Genomic DNA, 18,240 nt, shown 5'->3' on the forward strand with positions numbered 1-18,240 from the left:
CTTTCAGGTCGATGTATGACGCCAGACACCTCGGTCAGCTCCCTCTCCTGGGGGAGAGGGCTGGGCGGGCGGCGTTCCGATGAGGGGGCAGGCGTTACTCGGTTACAACTGATAGTTCTTCAACTCCCGAGCAATCACCATCCGCTGTATCTCGCTCGACCCCTCATAAATCTGGGTAATCCGTGCATCCCGGTAGTACTTCTCAACCGGGTAATCCTCCAGATACCCATACCCGCCATGAATCTGAATCGCTGACGAACACACCTTCTCGGCCATTTCCGAAGCAAACAGCTTGGCCTGCGAAGCCTCCGACAGACAGGGTTTGCCCGCCGTGCGCAGCCGCGCCGCGTGCAGGATCATCAAGCGCGCCGCGTTGATCTGCATCTGCATGTCCGCCAGCAGGTTGGCGATGCTCTGGTGCTCGACGATGGCTTTGCCGAACTGCACCCGATCACGGGCGTAACCCAGCGCCGCTTCGAACGCTGCACGGGCGATGCCCAAGGCTTGCGCCGCGATGCCGATGCGTCCGCCTTCCAGGTTGGAGAGGGCGATCGCCAGGCCTTTGCCGCGTTCGCCCAGCAGGTTCGCTTCAGGAATGCTGCAATTGTTCAGCGTCACGGCGCAAGTGTCGGAAGCGCGGATGCCCATCTTGTGTTCGGTACGGTCAACGATGAAGCCCGGCGTATCGGTCGGCACGAGAAACGCCGAGATCCCACGCTTGCCCAGATCCGGATCGGTCACCGCAAACACGATCGCCAGTTTCGCCCGCTTGCCGTTGCTGACAAATTGCTTGGCGCCGTTGATCACCCATTGCCCGTCGCGCAGTTCGGCGCGGGTGCGCAGGTTGTGCGCTTCGGAGCCGGCCTGGGGTTCGGTCAGGCAGAAGCAACCGATTACCGCGCCGCTGGCCAGATCCGCCAGCCAGGTCTGTTTCTGTTCTTCGCTGCCGTAATTGAGCACCGGCCCGCAGCCCACCGAGTTGTGGATGCTCATGAAGGCGCCGGTGGCGCCGTCGCCGGCGGAAATCTCTTCCACCGCCAGCGCATAGGCTACGTAGTCGACATAGGTGCCGCCCCATTCCTCCGGTACCACCATGCCCAGCAGCCCAAGTTCGCCCATCTTCGCCACAAGACCGTCATCGATCCAGCCGGCCTTTTCCCAGGCTTGCGCGTGGGGGGCGATTTCGCCCCGGGCAAAGTCCCGGGCCATGTCGCGGATCATGACCTGGTCTTCAGTCAATTCGAGATCGTGCATCACTCAGCTCCCGCTCTCTTCGAAACCGTGGAAGAAACTCGCGACCTGCTCGGCGTGCAACGCGGCGAGGGTCGGCGGGTTCCAGCGTGGTGATTTGTCTTTGTCGATCAGCAAGGCGCGCACGCCTTCGATCAGGTCGCCGCGCTCGAACCACTGGCGATCCAGATGCAGTTCGAGGGCGAAGCAGTGTTCCAGTGTCAGGTGCCGGCCGCGACGCAGCATCTCCAGGGTCACACCCATGGCCAATGGCGAGCGGGTTTCCAGCAGGTCGGCCGTGGTGGTCGCCCATTCGTGGCTGTCGGCAACCGTCACGGCGCGCAGTTGCTCGACGATGCTCGGCACGTCAGGCAAGGCGAAGAAGTGGTCGATGGCCGGGCGCAAGGCTTCCAGCGGCGCATCCGGCAGGGTTTGCACGGCGTGACGGGCCAACAGGCTTTGCAGATCCTTCAATGGCGTGTCGTGCCACTCCAACTGATCGAGCTGTTCATCGAGGGTGCCGAGTTTGCTGCTGTCCAGATACCAGTCGGCCAGCCCGCAATACAGCGCATCCGCCGCACGAATCTGCACGCCGCTGACGCCCAGGTAAATCCCCAGCTCGCCAGGAATGCGCGGCAGGAAATAACTGCCGCCGACATCCGGGAAATACCCGATCGCCACCTCCGGCATCGCCAGACGACTCTTTTCGGTGACCACCCGCAAATCGGCGCCTTGCACCAGGCCCATGCCGCCGCCGAGAACGAAACCGTCCATCAGCGCCAGCACGGGTTTGCGGTAGCGGTGGATCGTCAGGTCGAGGGCGTATTCCTCGACGAAGAAATCTTCGTGCAGCGTGTCGCCGCTTTTGTGGCTGTCGTACAGCGATCGAATGTCGCCACCGGCACAGAAGGCTTTCTCGCCGGCACCGCGCAGCGCGACCGCGTGGATATCGGCATCGGCGGCCCAGGCGTCCAGGTGTTGCTGGAGCTGGCGCACCATGTCGAGGGTCAGGGCATTGAGGCCGGCGGGGCGGTTGAGGGTCAGATGACCGATGTGATTGCGAACCTCGGCCAGCACTTCGTGTGGCGTGGCATCCATGGACGAAGTCCGCGGGGATGAAGCCTGAGCAGTCATCACTAACTCCCTGCTTTTATTGTCTTTATTCGAGAAGCCCGCGCGCGAGCGTTAGCGGATCGTAACAGTGCAAATTTGCCGTGTACAACGGGGATATGTGCATGGGGTGTCTGCATTTTTGCCTGATCTTGGCCGGGGGAACCGCCGCGCAGAGCAGCACTGGCTGTCACTCCCCGCGAAACTGTGCCTGCAGCGAGCGGACGCATGACAACAGTGCCTGCCGAGCCTCATCATGCGCCGCGGGATGGTTCATGAAACCATGGCGCATGCCTTGGAATTCCAGGTGTTCGACGCTCACACCTGCTGCACGCAATCGCGCTGCATAGGCACGGCCTTCATCCCGCAAAATGTCGAGTTCGCTGGTGATGATCAGCGTCCGGGGCAGTCCGTGCAACGCGTTGTAGAGCAGGGGGGACAACCGCGGATCGGCGCGCGATGTGCCGGGCGGCAGATAGTGGCCGAGATACCATTCGAGCATCTGTGTGGTAAGGCCATGTCCTTGCGCGAATTGCTCGTGGGATGGGTATCGGGTGTGGCAATCAAGCAAAGGGTAAAGCAGCAGCTGAAAGCCGAGACACGGTCTTTGCTGGGCCGAATCGCGCTGACAGATGACAGCGGCCATTGCCCCTCCGGAGCCACCGCCGGCGACCGCGATTCTCGAAGTATCAAGACCATGCTCTCGACCCTGCAGTGCGACCCATTGCAAAGCTGTCCAGCAATCATCCAGGGCTGCCGGAAACAGGTGTTCCGGAGGGCGGGCGTAATCAACGGCGACTACCGCACAGCCAGCCCAGTCACACATCAGTCGGCAGAATCCATCATGGGTATCCAGGTCGCCCGTGACCCAGCCACCACCATGGAAGAACACCAGCACGGCAAAAGGCCCCTTGCCCGCAGGCCAGTAAAGGCGCAGCGGCAACCGGCGACCGTGACTTTCAATCGCCATGTCGTGAACGCGGGTCACTTGAGCCTGGCGCAACGTTGCTCTGGCGTCCTCCACGGTCAAAGAGGCCTCATTCATGACCGCGATCCCCGTTCGAGCGGGCCTCTGCCTCAATCTCGATAACGAATTCAGGGCTGATCAATCGTGCGACTTCCAGCAGCATGGTGGTGGGTGGGTGTTGGTCAAAGAATTCCTTGTGGGCCTGCGCGATTTTCCGCCAGAGTTTCATATCGCTGGTGTACATGCGGGTTGCAATGATGCGCGTGCGATCCTCGCCCAGTTCTTTTAGCGCCTGTTCGATGATCTCCAGGCACCGTAGCGTCTGGGCATATGCATCGCCGGGTTTGAACGGCTTGCCGTCATCATCGAACGCCACCGTGCCGCCTACCAGAAGGGTATTGCCAGCCTTCAAGGCTCTGCAGTAGCCGGCGATGGATTCCCAAGGGGCGGCAGAAAACACGCGTTGAAACTCCATGGTTCAGACTCCTTTCCCAAGATTGATCGGAAGTGCCTTCAAGCCCCGGAATTGAAGGTTGCTGGTGCGCCAGGTCGCAGGGCTATCCGCGACAAGACCCAAATCGGGAAAGCGCTTTAGCAAGGACGTAAAAACGATCTCGGCCTCCAGGCGGAACAGCGCGGTACCCATGCAGAAGTGCTGTCCACGGCCAAATGCCAGATGGTCATGGTCCGCTCGACGGATATCGAAGGTGTCAGGGGCGGTGAATTTCGCCGGATCCCGGTTGGCGGAGGCTCGTATCAGATAGACCAGGTCTCCCGCCTTCATCGTGACGCCTTCGATCGTGACGTCTTCAGTCAGCACTCGATGGCTCAATGAACCGGCGGCATCGAAGCGCAGCATTTCCTCCACGGCCAGGTTCACCAGGGTCGGATCGTTTTTGAGGGCCGCATGCTGCGCAGGGTGTTCGAGCAAGTGCAGCAAGCCGATACAGAGTTGGTCAGTGCTGGTGGTGTAACCGGCAACCAGGATGAAGACAATTTGCGCCAGTACCTCGTCATCGCTTGCCGCACTTTCCATACTCGACTCAAGCACCCGACTGACCAGATCGTCCCGGGGCTGGCGGCGGCGCTTTTCAACGAGGTCGGCAAAGTAGGCGTACATTTCTTCAATCCCTGCCAGTGCCTGTTCAGGCCCATAGTCAGGATCGTGGCTGCCGCCCACAAACATCACGATGTCCCTCGTCCAGCGCCGCAGTTTCAGGGCATCTTCGCGATCGATGCCGTAGAGCTCGGCGAGGATCAGCGCGGGAATCCGGTCGAAAAGGCTGGCCTTGAGGTCGACCTGGCCTTGCAGGCCGGACAGCTCTTGATCGGTGATGTCCTGAATGATCTGGCGCAACGACTCAATGGCGCGAGGTGTGAATGCCTTGCCTAGCAACTGACGACTTTTCTTGTGCGCGTCTCCATCCTGGTCATACATCCATTGCGAGGCCAGGAGGACGAAGACGTTCAGTTGCTCGCGTTGTTCTTTCGATACGCGGGTGTCCACCAATTGCCGCATACGGTTCGAGGAGTAACGTCGGGTATCGGCCTGGGCGGCGTGGACGTCGCCATAGCGGGTCAGAAACCAGGCATGCAAGTGATCGCACCAATAGACCGGTTGATGAATTCTCAGGTACGCGTAGGCCCGATAGGGGTCCTGGATCGTGTAGCGGTCGGAGAAGTCCGGAAAAGATTGATTGGCCATGCTCACGCTTCCTCGTAGAGTGCAGCCGTGAAACGCTCCACGTAATCGGCTGCGTCGATGGGGGCACTGACCAGCTCCGGCGGTGGCTTGAGCAGATCGTCGATCTCACCGAGCCGGGTTCCTGTAGCGCGCAGTTCCAGTTCGTCGCCAGCGACCGACAGCCCCCAAGGGTGCAACACCGGGGAAAAGACGTGGAGTATGTCCTGAAGTGTTCCGGGAGAAACGAGCCGGTTGCGTTCGCCTTCGACGAGGATCAGGTCCAGCGCACGGGCGTAGGTGAGTGCCACGGCCTGACGGTGAGAAAAGTCGGCACTATCGCGGCATTGATCAGCGATGAGCGACTCGATGCGCTGGGCGATGTTGTGGGAGGCAAACCGTGGTCGGGTGATGGCGTCCCTGGCGACCTGAGCGCACAGGATGCTGTTGTCACCGGCGAACGTAGTGCTGATCTCGTGATCCATGCACAAGGTGACGATCTGGTTGTGATGGTGAAAACCCTGCGAACCACAAAGCTCTCTGCACGCTCTCATGACCTCCAGTCCCAGCCATGTACCGACACTTTTGACGATGGCGGCGAGAATATGCAGTTCTGTTCGCCTGGCCGGTTGATGCCAGTTCGCTTCGAACCGCGACAGCACCGCCCGCTCCAGCATCTTCAGGGCCAGCACCTTGAGTTGTACGACATACAGTCGTTGTCGGAACAGTGCCTTGGTCAGAAGAGGCTGGTTGCCCTCGTTACTCTTGACCAAACGATGGGAGCCGAAACGATACGTCAGGTGAGCACACATACTGGCGCCACCACGAGCGGCAGCAATAAGGAAAAGGCGTTCCTGGATGAATGTCTGCATCGCGCTTTTCAAGCGTTCTTTTGGCGGGATGTCGCTGCTGAAATCACCTTGCGCAGAGAACCTGGCATAGCGTTGCATCAGTGCGTCCAGCGGCAGCTTCATTGTGCAAAAACGGATGCCGGCGACTTGATTGGCGTGAATGCCACCCTTGGGATCGCAGGTGGTCATCCTGATACCTGGCAGGAGCGGGCCATTCTCTTGCTCGCGAATTGGCACGCGGAACCAGTGCAACCCCACATCCACACCTTTGACGATCAGACGCCCCAGTACCATGACCACCACTGCTGCGTGCAGTGCGTTGCCGATCCAGAACTTGCACGACTGCGCAGTGGGCGAGTTCAGAATCAGACAATGGTTGTGAGGGTCATGGGTGATCGTGGTTTGCAGGTTACCCACATCGGAGCCGCTGGCGATCTCCGTGCAGCCAAAGGCGTAAACCGCATCCAGCTGACAGATTTCCTGTTGATACTGCGCGATCTGGCGCTGACTGCCGTGGGCAAAAAAAGCGTCACCGGCAATGAAGTGGTCGACGATGCAGGCAATCAATGAATAGTCCCAGGCGCCGATAAGCGCTGCACGTTCAAGCATCAACCGGAATTCAGACTGACGGGGTTGGCTCAGCCACATGGCATTGGTCATGAGCCCGTTGCCGATGATTGCGCGCATCCGATCGATATTCAGATCCATGTATTCGCGCAGAGACACGCGATAGCGCTTTTCGGGGTCGAACAGGGGCTTTTGCAGCAACTTCAGCAATGGGTCGCTCATGAAACGTTCCTCTCGCAGATTTCGAAACCATGGATTCGAAAACCACCAGATTCACGGAGCTGGCGAAAAACACACGTGCCCGCATGCTACAGGCGGGGCATTTGGGCGGACTGCTGGTTACGCAGAAATGCGGTGTTTGAGGAAAGTAACGTTTCAGTCAAAGCGCAAAGCCAGCTCGCTTCTCAACAACATTGAGCGTTTTTCCATAGCCAGACTACCGATGTCATCGCTACTGGACATTACAGCGGGCCAGACTTCCAAGTGAAAGGCAGACAAATCTGTGCGGTACAAAGCTGAAAGGTAGTCGTTGGTCATGTCTTGGCAAGGGCGTTCGACAACCTTCGGTCGGATCACGTATTACCTGCGACCACCCAGCACTTCACCAATGCTCCGCCGTTTGGCGTGCAATTCACTGGCATGAATCAACTGTTCCAGATCCTCGGGCGTCACATCGATAAACGCCTCCATGTCCGCCAGTGCCAATTTCAGATCCTCGGCCGTGATTGCCTGAGAATCGACCGGCGCCAGGGCGGGCGCCGGTTCGGCGGGGCGTTTCGGGTAGCGGATGCGAGTCAGGTTGTTGTAGGCCAAAGCGGCCAGCAGCAGGCACGCTGCGCTGAGCATCACCGGTTCCAGGGCTTTCCAGTCCATGGCGATGGTCGTCGGATCGGCCAGCACCATGGTCAATGCCACCGCACCGGCCGGAGGGTGCAGGCAGCGCAGCCAGCACATCAGGATCAGGGCCATCCCGGCGGCGAGGCAGGCGCTGCCGAGGGTTCGACCGAGCACGTGGGCCACCAGCAACGCGACGACGCCCGCGCACAGGTAGCCGCCGATGATCGACCATGGCTGGGCGAGGGCGCCGGAGGACACGGCGAACAGCAGCACCGCCGAGGCACCCAACGGGCCGATCAGGTGGTAGGCCACTTCGATGCCGAACACCTGACTGCACGCCCACACGCTGAACAGTGTGCCGAGTGCCATGCCGATGGCAGCGCGGCTCCATTCGGTGGGGCGGGTGTTGATGGCAGCGGGCAACCAGCGAGCGAGCATGAAGAAACGATCCTTTGACGAAAACCGAAGGCAAAAAAAAGGACTTGTCCGTCAACCCGGAAAGTCCTTCGAAGCGTTCCAACTATTGGGGGAGGAACGCGTACAGTGTGCCAAGCAATCTCGATGCTGACAAATTCATATAAATGCAGTTTCAATGCATTATTTGTGAAGTAAAGCCACTCGCCGACCGCTCATGAAGCACAGGAACCCGCCCATCGCGGTCAGTGCGCTGAGGGCGTAGAACATGGTCGGCGCCGGCGTATGCATCAACAGGAAGCCGCAGATCACCGGGCTCAGTGCGCCACCCAGGGCTGCGAGGTTCTGTGCGCCGTAATAACTGCCGCGCAGCTCTTCGGGGGCCAGGGTGTCGACGAACAGGAATTCCGACGGATAAATGATCATCTCGCCGAGGGTGAAGATGAACATCGCGATGCACCACGTCAGCAGGCTGTCGGCCAGGCTGAAACCGATCAGGCCGAGGATGAACAGGCTGGTGCCGGCGGCGATCCAGTAGCGCAGCTTTTCCCGGTTGAGGAAGCGACCGATCTGGTATTGCAACAGGATCACCGCGATGGCGTTGCAAGCGAGCAGGGCGGCCATGGTTTGCAGCGCACGTTGCGAGTCTTCGACCACCAGCAGGTATTGCGACAGGTACAGCGTGAAACGTCCGTGAACGACGGTGCTGAGCAGGCAACCGCAGGTGAACATGATCAGCGTGCGGTCGTTTTTCAGGGTCACCAGGGTCTTCAGGAAGCTTTGCGGTTGGCCGATGGCGGCGATCGGGCTGGCGTCCCTGGGAATCCCGACCATCAGGAAGATGCTGGCGAAGGCGATGCCAGCGGCAATCAGGAATGGCGCAATCGGGTACACCCCGGCGATCACTACACCGAGCATAGGTCCGGTGGCGTAGCCGATGTTGGTCAGGGTATAGCGCAGGGAAAACGCCTTGGCCCGCTGACCCATGGGCAGATTTTCGCTGAGGATCGCCTTGGAACCGATCAGGAACAGCGCCGAGGCGGTTTCGGTGATGACCAGCGTTGCCGTGGTCAGGTAGAGGTTCTGCGCGAACGTCAGCAGCACGAAACCAATGGCGCTGGAAAGCATGGCGAGGATCAGTAACCGGCGTTTTTCCAGCCGGTCGATGATGTAGCCGCCGTACAACGCAAGCAGGGTGGCGATGAACACCGCGATGCCCAGTAACAGCCCGACGTCCTGTTGGTTGAGGCCCAGCTTTTTACTCAAAAACAGGGTGAGCAAAGGACTGGTGATGGCGCGGCTGACGACGATGGTCAGCGAAACGATCATCAGGCGGCGGATAACGAGCGAGTAGGTGGCCACGGAAAAACAAATGTCCTTATTTCAGTTATTTTTGTGCCTGGCTTCAGACCGGGTTGATTGCATCGCGAGCAGGCTCGCTCCCACAGGTATCGTGGTGGAAAACGTTTTTGTGAACACCTCGAACCAATGTGGGAGCGAGCCTGCTCGCGATGAGGCCAGTTCAAACGACACATTCATTCCATCAGCCATCGATCCAGACCGCCCACCGAATCCAGCCTCTCGAGTCGCCGCAGTTGAGCGAGCAGTGCGTCAGCCTTTTCCCGTGGCAACACCCGCAACGCCAGACTGAAAAATTTCTCCTCCAGCGCCGCTTCACTCAGCGGATTACCCGGCGCGCCCAGCGGCACCTCGACACACAGGCCCGCCTGACGCCCGTCGCGGGTTCGGACAATGACCACCGGCTCGCCATCCTCCGACAGTCGCTCATCCACTTCAAGGCGAATGCGCGTCAGCCATTGAGCAATGCGCGGATCGTTGCGCGGCTGTTCGTCGTAAGCCTCCAATCGGCAATGACCGTGCACCAGTCGCGCGGCGAGGGCGTAGGGCAGACTCATCTGCGCGGCAGCCAGACTGCGGGTGTCGCGGCCGCCGCACATGTCGAGCAGAAAACCGCACAGGTTGACCTGCACGTCCTCCACCTGATCTGCGCCGATCTGCAATTGCTCCAGCAACAACCCGAGTGCATCGATGGCCGAGTGGGTGCCACGACATGCGGCATAGGGTTTGATCGAACAGCGCGCGAGTTTCCACACCTGGCCCAATTCAGCATCCAGCGCATCCGGTTGCGCGCTGCCCGGTGCCAGGGTCTTGAGAAAACCACCCCAGACATCCTCGAACAAAACCGACGGCCCACTGACACCTTCGCGAGCAAAACGCGCCGCGAGCAAACCACCCTCGGCAGCGCGTCCGCTGTGCAGTTTCTTGCTTTGCGAACCGTCATGAATGAACGCCCACAACCCGCCGCTGAAACTGCCGGCGATGCCCAGTGCCGACACGGTTTGCGCTGCATCCAGGGCAAAGATCCGCGCACAGGCCGCCGCCGCGCCGAACACGCCGCAGGTGGCGGTGGAATGCCAGCCGGCGCCGTTATGCGCCGAATAACTGCCGCAGGCTTCCAGCACCCGCCGGCCGATTTCGTAGCCGATCACCACGGCGGTGATGAACTCGCGACCGTCCACCGGTCGATCCACCAATGACAGCGCCGCCATCACTGCCGGCAGCACCACCGCACCGGAGTGATCGCACCCGCCGGTGTCGTCCAGTTCCAGCGCATGGGCGGCGATGCCGTTGAGCAACGCCGCGTGCCCCGCACCGACGTGCAAGGACGAACCCCAGACCAGCGCGTTGCCCGGCTCGGCGCCGAACACCTGCCGCGCCTTAAGCGCCACCGCACTGTCGGCCCCGGCCAGCGCTGCGCCGAAGGTGTCGAGAATGTGTCGCTTGGCCTGTTCGACCAACGCCGGGGGCAGATCTTCAAACCGCGTTTCGACGCAAAACCGCGCCAGCCGCTGCATGCGTTCCGTCATACGAGGTAGTCCCGATAATGGCGTTCATACACCGAGGCCGGATGATCCTGCGCGACCGGCGATGCGGTTTGCGCCCACCACTGCGCGACGTCGGCGCCGGTGGCGATCCACACGTCGTCATGCTGCTGAATGCCTTGCAGCAACTCACGCAGCACGCCGATGCGCCCCGGCGTGGCGATGATTTCCGGGTGCAGGCGCAGCACGTAGCACAGGCCGAAACGGTGGAATCCGGCGAAGTCCATTTGCAGGTTGCCGAGGGTGTGGCTGTAGGAGGCGATCCGTGATTGCGCCGGCGGCACGGCCGGGCTCAGGTTGAAGGCGAAATAGGGTTCGTCTTCCAGTTCGTAATGCAGCGGCAACTCGACCACTTCAGGGGCGGTCGGGTGCAAGAACGGCAGATCATCGCCGCGCCATGACGAAGACCAGTGAATGCCGTGATCTTTCAAGGCTTCGATGAATCCCGGCGCGCCGTTACCCGCAGGAATCCGGAAACCGGTCGGGCGCACGCCAGTCAATACTTCCAGCGCTGCACAACCCTTGGCGACTTCCGCACTTTGCGCCGCCAGATCCAGCGTGTCGTAATCCTGATGGCGGTAACCGGCGCAGGCGATTTCGTGGCCGGCGGCCAGAATTGCGGCGATGTGCTGCGGGTTTTCCTCGGCAACGATGCCGGGCACGAACCAGCTGCTGCGCACCCCGAATTCCGTGAACAGACCGAGCAAACGCTCGACACCCCGTTGCGTGCCGTAGCGCCACACCGACAGTGTCTTGTCGCGTCCGGCGACTTCCGGGGCCTGAGTGAGGATGCCGTGAATGTCGTTGTAATCGACAGTCAGCACCACCGCGCAGCGTTTGCCGGCGGGCCAGAGAGTGCTGGAGTCAGCCATGGTGATGCTCCTTCAGCCACCAGCGGGCGACGTCACGGCAGGTGGCGAACCACACGTCATCGCGCTGGCGCATGTGTTCGAAGAGTTTCTCCAGCAACAGGATACGCCCCGGCTTGCCGGTGATTTTCGGGTGGAACAGCGTGGTCAGGCACAGGCCTTCGTCCATCGCGCCGTCGTACTCGCGTTGCCAGTTGTCGAGGGTCAGCTCGTAGCTGGCGGTGCGGTCGAGGCCGGACGGGAAGTTCGGTGCGCGGGTGTAGGCGAGGGAGGCGTAGTCGTCCATTTCCCAGCGACCCGGGATTTCCACCAGCGGCGTGTCGTGGCCGGGGACGTTGACCAGATACGGGCGGTCGTCGCCACGCATGCTGCTGGAATAGATGACGCCGTTGTCGGCCAGCATCGCCGGCGTCTCGGCGCGCCAGTCACCGGACGGGGTGCGAAAACCCTCGGCGCGGATGTGCAGGTATTGCCAGAAAACGTCGCGGGATTTGTTCATCACGGCCTGCTGCTGGTCCAGCGTCAGGGCGTAGAAAGATTCGTGTTTGTAGCCGTGGTAGGCGACTTCATGGCCGCGCTCGACGATGGCCTGGCACTGTTTCGGCCAGTTTTCCACGACCCAGGCGGGGACGAAGAAGGTGGTCGGGATCTTGAAGGTGTCGAGCAGATCCAGCAGGCGTGGCAGGGCGCGGTAGGGGCCGTAGCCGCCGAAGCCGAAGTACTCGGGTTTGTGCCAGATCGAGCCGTTGAGCATGGCGTCGCCAGTCGGGCCGTCGAGGTCGAAGGCCAGGGCGAGGCAGGCTTTGTGCTGGTCGGGCCAGGTGGGTTGCAAGGAGGACATCGATAACTCTCCAACTGTTCACGACCCCTGTGGGAGCTGGCTTGCCAGCGATGAGGCCGGTACATTCAACATTGATGTCGACTGATCGAGCGCCATCGCGGGCAAGCCCGCTCCCACAGAGGAACCAGTTACTTGCCCGCGTTAATGGTCACATCCTTGATCGCACCCAACTCCAGATCCCACTTCTTCAGAATCGCGTTATAGCTGCCGTCATCCACCATGCTCTGCAGCGCCACCTTCACCGCCTCACTCAGCTCAGGCTTCTTCTTGCTTACACCCAACCCGGTGAACTGTACGGAGATCGGCTGGCCGACCGTCTTGTACATGTCCTTTTCCTGGGTCTTGAGGTACGACAGGGTTTCGCTGCCCTGCATCGCCGCATCGATGCGGCTCTGACGCAGTTGCGCACGGGCGTCGGCCGAACCTTCGGTGCCGATCACGTTGATTGCAGGTTTACCCGCGGCTTCACAGTGTTCCTTGCTCCACGCGGCGATTTCTGCCGGGAATGTGGTGCGGCGGCTGGTGCCGACTTTCTTGCCGCACAGGTCGATGATCTCGTTGGTCGCGGTGTTTTTCTGCAAGGTGTAGAACTGCGGGCCGCTGGTGAAGTAGTCGACGAAGGTCACGCTGGCCTGGCGCTCGGCGGTATCGGTCATGCCCGACAGGACCATGTCCACGCGGTCGGTGGTCAAGGCGTTGATCATTTGCTCGAAGCCGGTTTCCTGCCACTTGATCTTGATCCCGAGGCGCTCGGCCAGGGCGTTGCCCAGGTCGTAGTCCAGGCCGGTGAGCTTGTTGGTGGCCGGATCCTTGAAGTCCATCGGCGGATAGTTGGGCATGATCGCGACGACGATCTCGCCTTTCTCCTTGATGCTCGCCGGCAATTCGGCGGCCATGGCGAAACCGCAAGACATGAGGGAGGTGAGTACTGCTGGAATGACGAAGTTCTTCATGGACGTTCTCTTATGAGTGTTGTGAAGGCCAAAGGGGCCTCAGGTTCGAACGGCAGAAATGAAGCTTTGGGTGCGCGGGTTTTGCGGACTTATTAGTATTTCTTCGGGGCTTCCAGCCTCCACGATCTGCCCGCCGTCCATGAACACCATGCGGTTGGAAACCTCCCGGGCGAAGCCCAGTTCATGGGTGACGACGATCATGGTCATGCCGGTCTGCGCCAGATCGCGCATCACCGACAGCACCTCACCGACCAGTTCCGGGTCGAGTGCCGAAGTGGGTTCATCGAACAGCATCAGCTTGGGGCGCATGGCCAGGGCCCGGGCAATGGCTACCCGTTGCTGCTGACCGCCCGACAGTTCGATCGGGTAACTGTCGCGCTTGTCAGCCAGACCGACCCGGGCCAGCAGTTCCAGGGCTTCTTCGTGCGCCTCCTTGGGCGAACGTTTGAGCACCTGGCACGGCCCCTCGATGATGTTTTGCAGCACAGTCATGTGCGGAAACAGATTGAAACGCTGGAACACCATGCCGGTGGCCAGGCGCTGGCGGGCGATCTGTGACTCGTTGAGTTCGTGCAGTTTGTGCCCGACCACGCGGTAGCCCACCAGTTCGCCATCGACCCAGAGGCCGCCCTTGTCGATCTTTTCCAGCTGATTGACGCAGCGCAGCAAGGTGCTCTTGCCCGAGCCGGACGGGCCGATGATGCACAGCACTTCGCCTTGCTCGACCTCGATGTTGATGTCCTTGAGCGCGTGGTACTGGTCGTAATATTTGTTCAGGCTCACGGCCTTGACGATGCTTCTCATGACGGATTCCTCAAGAACGCTTGCCGGCGCCGCGAGCGAAACGACGCTCCAGACGGCTTTGACCAAAGGACAGAACGGTGACGGTGGCCAGGTACCAGATACCGGCGACGATCAGCAGCTCCATGACCCGGGCGTTGGCGTAGTAGATGTTCTGGGCGTTGTAGAGCAGTTCCGAGTACTGGATCACGCTCGCCAGCGAGGTCATTTTCACCATGCCGATGAATTCGTTGCCTACCGGCGGGATGATGATGCGCATGGCCTGGGGCAGAATGATCCGGCGCAGCGCTTGCAGGCGCGGCATGCCGATCGACTTGGCAGCTTCGTACTGGCCGGTGTCCACCGACAGCAGACCGGCGCGCACCACTTCAGCGGTGTAGGCGCCCTGGTTGATGCTCAAGCCGAGCAGGGCGGCCACGAACGGCGTCATCAGGCTGACGGTGTCGAGTTCGAACAGGCCGGGAATGCCGATGGTGGGGAAGATCAACGCCAGGTTGAACCACAACAGCAGTTGCAGAATCAGCGGCGTACCGCGAAACAGCCAGGTGTAGGTCACTGCCACGTAACGCAGGATCGGGTTGGCCGACATGCGCATGATCGCGGTGATCACCCCGAACACGATGCCCAGCGCCATGGCCAGAACGGCCATGATGATCGTGTTGAGCAGGCCCCACATGATCGCTTCGGAAGTCAGGAACTGGCCGATGTACGACCATTCGATCTTGCCTTCGGCGAAGGCCCGCACCAGGCCGATGATGGCGATGACGATCACGGTGGCGAAGAAGATCCGCCCGTAATAGCGCCGTGGCACATGCTGGTACTGGGTAATGTCGAACTGGTTTTCCGCCAGTTTGCGCTCCGCCTGGAGTCGTTCTGCCTGAGTCTGGCTCATGGTGTTTCTCCGTACACTGTACTTATCGATCACCCCCCTCCCGGTGGGAGGGGGACCCGGCTTAGAGGCGGAAGCCCTGGTAGTTTTCGGTCCACTGCTGCTGCGCGGCGAGGGCGGTTTTCAGGCGGCCGATCTGCTCGCGCACTTGTTGCGGCGCGGTGCCGCCCCAGCCGCTGCGGGCAGCGATGGCGGCTTCCAGGGTCAGGCTGTCACGCACATCTGCCGTCAGGCGCGGGTCGATCTCGGCCAGCAGCGCCGGCGAGGCTTCCCACAATTCGAGGTCGTGTTTTTCGCAGGCCTGCACCAGTGCGCCGGTGATTTCGTGGGCTTCCTTGAACGGCACGCCGCGCACCGCCAGCCAGTCGGCGACTTCGGTGGCGAGGGTGAAACCCAGCGGTGCCTGACGCCGCAGTTCCTCGACGTTGACGGTCATGGTCGCGACCATCCCGGCCATCGCTGGCAGCACCAGCAACAGGGTGTCGACGCTGTCGAGCACGCCGTTCTTGTCTTCGCTCAGGTCGCGGTTGTACGACAGCGGCAGGGATTTGAGCGTCGACAGCAGACCGGTCAGGTTGCCGATCAGGCGTCCAGCCTTGCCCCGGGCCAGTTCGGCGATGTCCGGGTTTTTCTTCTGCGGCATGATCGAACTGCCGGTGGCGTAGGCGTCGTCCAGATCGACCCAGCGGAACTGGCGCGACGACCACAGGCAGAACTCTTCGGCCAGACGCGAGATGTTGATCCCGAGCATGCTGGCGATGAACAGGAATTCGGCAACGTGATCGCGGCTGGCCACGGCGTCGATAGAGTTTTCACAGACCCCGGCGTAACCCATTTCCTTGGCCGACTGCTGCGGCTGGCGAGCGATGGCGGAACCGGCCATGGCTGCGGCACCGAGGGGCGACAGCGAAGTGCGTGCGTCCCAATCCACCAGGCGTTGCACGTCACGCAGCATCGATTGCGCGTGGGCCAACAGGTGATGGGCAAACACGATCGGTTGCGCCTGCTGCAAGTGAGTGAAGCCCGGGCAGATGCTCTCGACGTGTTGCTCGGCCTGATCCACCAGCGCCGTTTGCAGGGCCAACACTTCCACGGCCAGGGTGCGGACGTGGTCACGCAGGAACAGGCGCAGATCATTGGCGGTCTGGTCGTTGCGTGAGCGGCCGGCGCGCAGTTTGCCGCCCAGAGCGCCGAGGCGCTCGGTCAACAGGCGCTCGATGAAGGTGTGAACGTCTTCGTCGTCCAGCGTCGGGGCGATGCGCCCGGCAGCGAAATCGGCACCGATGCCGTCCAGGGCTTCGATCATCGTGCGGGTTTCCTGCTCGTCCAGCAGGCCGGCACGTTGCAGTTCCCCGGCGTGGGCCTTGGAGCCGGCCAGATCGTACGGCGTCAGGCGGAAATAGCGCTCGGGGCAACGGGACAGGGCCGCCAGGGCTGCGGACGGACCGCTTTTGAAACGGGCACCCCAGAGACGGTCGGTGGTTTGAGACATTTGTTGTTTTCCTCGTCGGTAACGCGAACTGAAATCGGTGTGCCGGGCCCTGAAAATCACGCTGAAGAGTTAGCGGACAGAGTCAGGCCAAAGCAGTTTTCAAGAGGGCAGTTGCAAAGAGACAATAGCTGATCGAAGTGTCAGCTTTTCATGTTTGGCGATCAGTGAGTTGGCACTGATGTTCGAGGTTTTTTGGCGGTTGCCAAGGCCTGTTTTCTGTGATCATTATTATTAGTCGGCGATGTTTTTGTTGTTGGACACAGATTGTTGAACATTGCGCCAGAGGTAAATCAGCATTATGGAAACCCCACTTTCCAATTCCGGAAACCCGCCGCTGAAAACGGCTCACCGAGCACCGCTGGCCCTCAGCGGACTGGATTTCAAACTGCTCAAGGTGTTCAAGGCCGTGGTAGAGGCAGGTGGCTTCAGCGCCGCGCAGAACGAGCTGAACGTGGGCCTTGCGGCCATCAGCAAGCAGATCTCCGACCTGGAAATCCGTATCGGCATGCGCCTGTGTACCCGAGGTCGCGAGGGGTTTCACCTGACCGAAGAGGGGCGTCTGGTTTATCAGGCGTCGATTGATCTGTTTGCGTCGGTTGACAACTTTCGCGACCGGCTTAGTTCGGCGCAGAATGAACTTGTTGGTGACCTTGGTGTGGGGGTTATTGATAATACGATCACGGATGAAAGTTCACCGTTAGTTGCGGCGCTTAAAAGAATCAATGAGGAATCGCCGAAGGTAAGGTTTCAACTTCAATCCACGCAACTGGATGAGGTTGAAAGAGGCGTCGTAGAGGGGCGTCTGGTGGCCGGGATAGTACCTGTATATCAAAAGCGCGAAGAGTTCGATTACTACCCGTTATATGAAGAACGCTCGGAAGTTTACTGCGCTGTCGGCCATCCATTGTTCGACATGCCGGAGTCGCAGATGAACAGCACTGTGCTGCAGGATTACGAGTGCATCAACCACCGCTACGCGATCCATCGTGACAAGCTCAACTTTGCCCGCTACGACAGTTTTTCCGCTTCGGCGACCCAGGTCGAAGCCGTGGCGCTGCTGATCAAGACCGGGCGTTTCGTTGGCTTCCTGCCCCGGCATTACGCGGCCACGCTGGTGGCGGCAGGGCAGTTTCGTGCGGTGCTGCCGGAGCGCATCAACATTGCCACGCCGTTCAATCTGATCCTGCGTCACAACACCGTGCGCAGTCCGTTGGTGAAGGCGTTTGCCCGGGCGTTGGGTGTTGATCTGAAGGCACCGCTGTAATTCAGCCGAGCATCAATCGCATCGCGCAACGTCGCTCGCCGGGCAAACCGTGGGCGATTTCGTCGTTGAGTACCTCGATCAAACGGGGGCCGGCGTCCACTTCGTTCAAAGGCACAAAACCCATGCGTTGATAGAACGGCGCATTCCACGGCAGGTCGCGAAAAGTGGTCAGCGTGACGGCTTCAAGTTGCTGCCGTCGTGCGTGTTCAATCACGCCCGACAGTAACTTGCGGCCGATGCCCTGGCCCTGAAAGTGTTGGCCGACGGACAGTTCCTCGATATGCAACTGGCTGTCGGTTTCAACCGCCCTTAAAAAACCGGCAAGTTGTCCGACAGTATGCTCTGCAACCCATACACGTCCCTGTTCGATGGCCTGCAAATGTTGCGCCTCGTCAGGTACATCGCTGTCGGCCAGCCAGGCCAGCGCAGGGTCGAGGCGAAACAGTTCAGCGGCCGAGCGTTCGATGGCAGGGAGGGCGGCCGCGTCTGCGGGCCGGGCGGGGCGAATGAGGAATGTCATGCAGGAACTGCCGATGGCTGCGATCTTGGGAAGCTCTGCAAGATCGCAGCC

At 60.7% G+C, this 18,240-nt stretch carries 17 protein-coding genes; 1 reads left to right on the forward strand and 16 read right to left on the reverse strand.

Annotated features, from left to right (window positions below; translation table 11 throughout):
- Nucleotides 1-102 precede the first annotated feature (102 nt).
- The 15 genes from J5M72_RS03800 to argH all read right to left on the reverse strand — a co-directional run bounded on the left by J5M72_RS03800 (nucleotide 103) and on the right by argH (nucleotide 16,405).
- Nucleotides 103-1,254 carry an acyl-CoA dehydrogenase family protein gene (locus J5M72_RS03800; RefSeq protein ID WP_039768643.1) on the reverse strand — a complete coding sequence of 384 codons (1,152 nt, stop codon included), beginning with the start codon at nucleotides 1,252-1,254 and terminating at the stop codon, nucleotides 103-105.
- 3 nt (nucleotides 1,255-1,257) lie between these two features.
- Entirely contained in the window at nucleotides 1,258-2,364 is a 1,107-nt protein-coding gene (locus J5M72_RS03805; RefSeq protein ID WP_169430496.1) for an enoyl-CoA hydratase/isomerase family protein, read from the reverse strand.
- A 166-nt stretch (nucleotides 2,365-2,530) separates the two neighbouring features.
- Nucleotides 2,531-3,385, reverse strand: coding sequence for an alpha/beta hydrolase (locus J5M72_RS03810; protein ID WP_207864080.1), 855 nt, complete (start codon nucleotides 3,383-3,385; stop codon nucleotides 2,531-2,533).
- Nucleotides 3,378-3,782: a RidA family protein gene (locus tag J5M72_RS03815; RefSeq protein ID WP_207864082.1), complete on the reverse strand. Its 405-nt coding sequence runs from the start codon at nucleotides 3,780-3,782 to the stop codon at nucleotides 3,378-3,380. Before J5M72_RS03815 ends, J5M72_RS03810 begins: the two co-directional genes overlap by 8 nt.
- A 3-nt stretch (nucleotides 3,783-3,785) precedes the next feature.
- Complete coding sequence (locus J5M72_RS03820; protein ID WP_207864084.1) at nucleotides 3,786-5,012, reverse strand: cytochrome P450; 1,227 nt, start codon at nucleotides 5,010-5,012, stop codon at nucleotides 3,786-3,788.
- A gap of 2 nt (nucleotides 5,013-5,014) precedes the next feature.
- Nucleotides 5,015-6,628, reverse strand: coding sequence for an acyl-CoA dehydrogenase family protein (locus J5M72_RS03825; protein ID WP_207864086.1), 1,614 nt, complete (start codon nucleotides 6,626-6,628; stop codon nucleotides 5,015-5,017).
- Nucleotides 6,629-6,985: 357 nt separating this feature from the next.
- A complete protein-coding gene (locus J5M72_RS03830) occupies nucleotides 6,986-7,681 on the reverse strand; it encodes an HPP family protein (RefSeq protein WP_207864088.1) in 696 nt (231 codons plus the stop codon).
- 159 nt (nucleotides 7,682-7,840) lie between these two features.
- Nucleotides 7,841-9,019: an MFS transporter gene (locus tag J5M72_RS03835; protein ID WP_207864090.1), complete on the reverse strand. Its 1,179-nt coding sequence runs from the start codon at nucleotides 9,017-9,019 to the stop codon at nucleotides 7,841-7,843.
- Between the two features lie 173 nt (nucleotides 9,020-9,192).
- Nucleotides 9,193-10,545, reverse strand: a complete 1,353-nt coding sequence (locus J5M72_RS03840; protein ID WP_207864092.1) for an MmgE/PrpD family protein — start codon at nucleotides 10,543-10,545, stop codon at nucleotides 9,193-9,195.
- Nucleotides 10,542-11,432 (reverse strand): polysaccharide deacetylase, encoded by an 891-nt coding sequence (locus tag J5M72_RS03845; protein ID WP_207864094.1) that lies wholly within the window; start codon nucleotides 11,430-11,432, stop codon nucleotides 10,542-10,544. Before J5M72_RS03845 ends, J5M72_RS03840 begins: the two co-directional genes overlap by 4 nt.
- Nucleotides 11,425-12,270 (reverse strand): polysaccharide deacetylase, encoded by an 846-nt coding sequence (locus J5M72_RS03850; RefSeq protein ID WP_096821471.1) that lies wholly within the window; start codon nucleotides 12,268-12,270, stop codon nucleotides 11,425-11,427. The genes J5M72_RS03845 and J5M72_RS03850 overlap by 8 nt, the downstream gene beginning before the upstream one ends.
- A gap of 128 nt (nucleotides 12,271-12,398) precedes the next feature.
- Nucleotides 12,399-13,223 carry an ABC transporter substrate-binding protein gene (locus J5M72_RS03855; protein ID WP_207864096.1) on the reverse strand — a complete coding sequence of 275 codons (825 nt, stop codon included), beginning with the start codon at nucleotides 13,221-13,223 and terminating at the stop codon, nucleotides 12,399-12,401.
- 39 nt (nucleotides 13,224-13,262) lie between these two features.
- Complete coding sequence (locus J5M72_RS03860; RefSeq protein WP_064381510.1) at nucleotides 13,263-14,027, reverse strand: amino acid ABC transporter ATP-binding protein; 765 nt, start codon at nucleotides 14,025-14,027, stop codon at nucleotides 13,263-13,265.
- A gap of 10 nt (nucleotides 14,028-14,037) precedes the next feature.
- On the reverse strand, nucleotides 14,038-14,916 hold the full coding sequence (locus J5M72_RS03865) for an amino acid ABC transporter permease (protein ID WP_207864098.1): 879 nt from the start codon (nucleotides 14,914-14,916) through the stop codon (nucleotides 14,038-14,040).
- Nucleotides 14,917-14,977: 61 nt separating this feature from the next.
- A complete protein-coding gene (gene argH, locus J5M72_RS03870; protein ID WP_085745592.1) occupies nucleotides 14,978-16,405 on the reverse strand; it encodes an argininosuccinate lyase in 1,428 nt (475 codons plus the stop codon).
- 298 nt (nucleotides 16,406-16,703) lie between these two features.
- Between argH and J5M72_RS03875 the strand changes: the two genes are divergently transcribed.
- The gene (locus tag J5M72_RS03875) at nucleotides 16,704-17,669 is read left to right on the forward strand and encodes a LysR family transcriptional regulator (protein ID WP_207864100.1); all 966 of its coding nucleotides are present in this window, start codon (nucleotides 16,704-16,706) and stop codon (nucleotides 17,667-17,669) included.
- A 1-nt stretch (nucleotide 17,670) separates the two neighbouring features.
- On the opposite strand, the gene J5M72_RS03880 is transcribed toward J5M72_RS03875, so the two are convergent.
- Nucleotides 17,671-18,189: a GNAT family N-acetyltransferase gene (locus J5M72_RS03880; RefSeq protein ID WP_207864102.1), complete on the reverse strand. Its 519-nt coding sequence runs from the start codon at nucleotides 18,187-18,189 to the stop codon at nucleotides 17,671-17,673.
- Between the last annotated feature and the right edge of the window lie 51 nt (nucleotides 18,190-18,240).

The organism is Pseudomonas sp. 58(2021) (assembly GCF_017491585.1).
GTDB lineage: Bacteria > Pseudomonadota > Gammaproteobacteria > Pseudomonadales > Pseudomonadaceae > Aquipseudomonas > Aquipseudomonas fluorescens_BT.

What these genes read in the sequence shown, in the direction of transcription:
- J5M72_RS03815 (WP_207864082.1), bottom strand. Translation starts at nt 3,782, where the DNA reads ATGGAGTTTCAACGCGTGTTTTCTGCCGCCCCTTGGGAATCCATCGCC.
- J5M72_RS03845 (WP_207864094.1), bottom strand. Translation starts at nt 11,432, where the DNA reads ATGGCTGACTCCAGCACTCTCTGGCCCGCCGGCAAACGCTGCGCGGTG.
- J5M72_RS03865 (WP_207864098.1), bottom strand. Translation starts at nt 14,916, where the DNA reads ATGAGCCAGACTCAGGCAGAACGACTCCAGGCGGAGCGCAAACTGGCG.
- J5M72_RS03825 (WP_207864086.1), bottom strand. Translation starts at nt 6,628, where the DNA reads ATGAGCGACCCATTGCTGAAGTTGCTGCAAAAGCCCCTGTTCGACCCC.
- J5M72_RS03860 (WP_064381510.1), bottom strand. Translation starts at nt 14,027, where the DNA reads ATGAGAAGCATCGTCAAGGCCGTGAGCCTGAACAAATATTACGACCAG.
- J5M72_RS03820 (WP_207864084.1), bottom strand. Translation starts at nt 5,012, where the DNA reads ATGGCCAATCAATCTTTTCCGGACTTCTCCGACCGCTACACGATCCAG.
- J5M72_RS03805 (WP_169430496.1), bottom strand. Translation starts at nt 2,364, where the DNA reads ATGACTGCTCAGGCTTCATCCCCGCGGACTTCGTCCATGGATGCCACG.
- J5M72_RS03855 (WP_207864096.1), bottom strand. Translation starts at nt 13,223, where the DNA reads ATGAAGAACTTCGTCATTCCAGCAGTACTCACCTCCCTCATGTCTTGC.
- argH (WP_085745592.1), bottom strand. Translation starts at nt 16,405, where the DNA reads ATGTCTCAAACCACCGACCGTCTCTGGGGTGCCCGTTTCAAAAGCGGT.
- J5M72_RS03880 (WP_207864102.1), bottom strand. Translation starts at nt 18,189, where the DNA reads ATGACATTCCTCATTCGCCCCGCCCGGCCCGCAGACGCGGCCGCCCTC.
- J5M72_RS03810 (WP_207864080.1), bottom strand. Translation starts at nt 3,385, where the DNA reads ATGAATGAGGCCTCTTTGACCGTGGAGGACGCCAGAGCAACGTTGCGC.
- J5M72_RS03800 (WP_039768643.1), bottom strand. Translation starts at nt 1,254, where the DNA reads ATGCACGATCTCGAATTGACTGAAGACCAGGTCATGATCCGCGACATG.
- J5M72_RS03840 (WP_207864092.1), bottom strand. Translation starts at nt 10,545, where the DNA reads ATGACGGAACGCATGCAGCGGCTGGCGCGGTTTTGCGTCGAAACGCGG.
- J5M72_RS03830 (WP_207864088.1), bottom strand. Translation starts at nt 7,681, where the DNA reads ATGCTCGCTCGCTGGTTGCCCGCTGCCATCAACACCCGCCCCACCGAA.
- J5M72_RS03850 (WP_096821471.1), bottom strand. Translation starts at nt 12,270, where the DNA reads ATGTCCTCCTTGCAACCCACCTGGCCCGACCAGCACAAAGCCTGCCTC.
- J5M72_RS03875 (WP_207864100.1), top strand. Translation starts at nt 16,704, where the DNA reads ATGGAAACCCCACTTTCCAATTCCGGAAACCCGCCGCTGAAAACGGCT.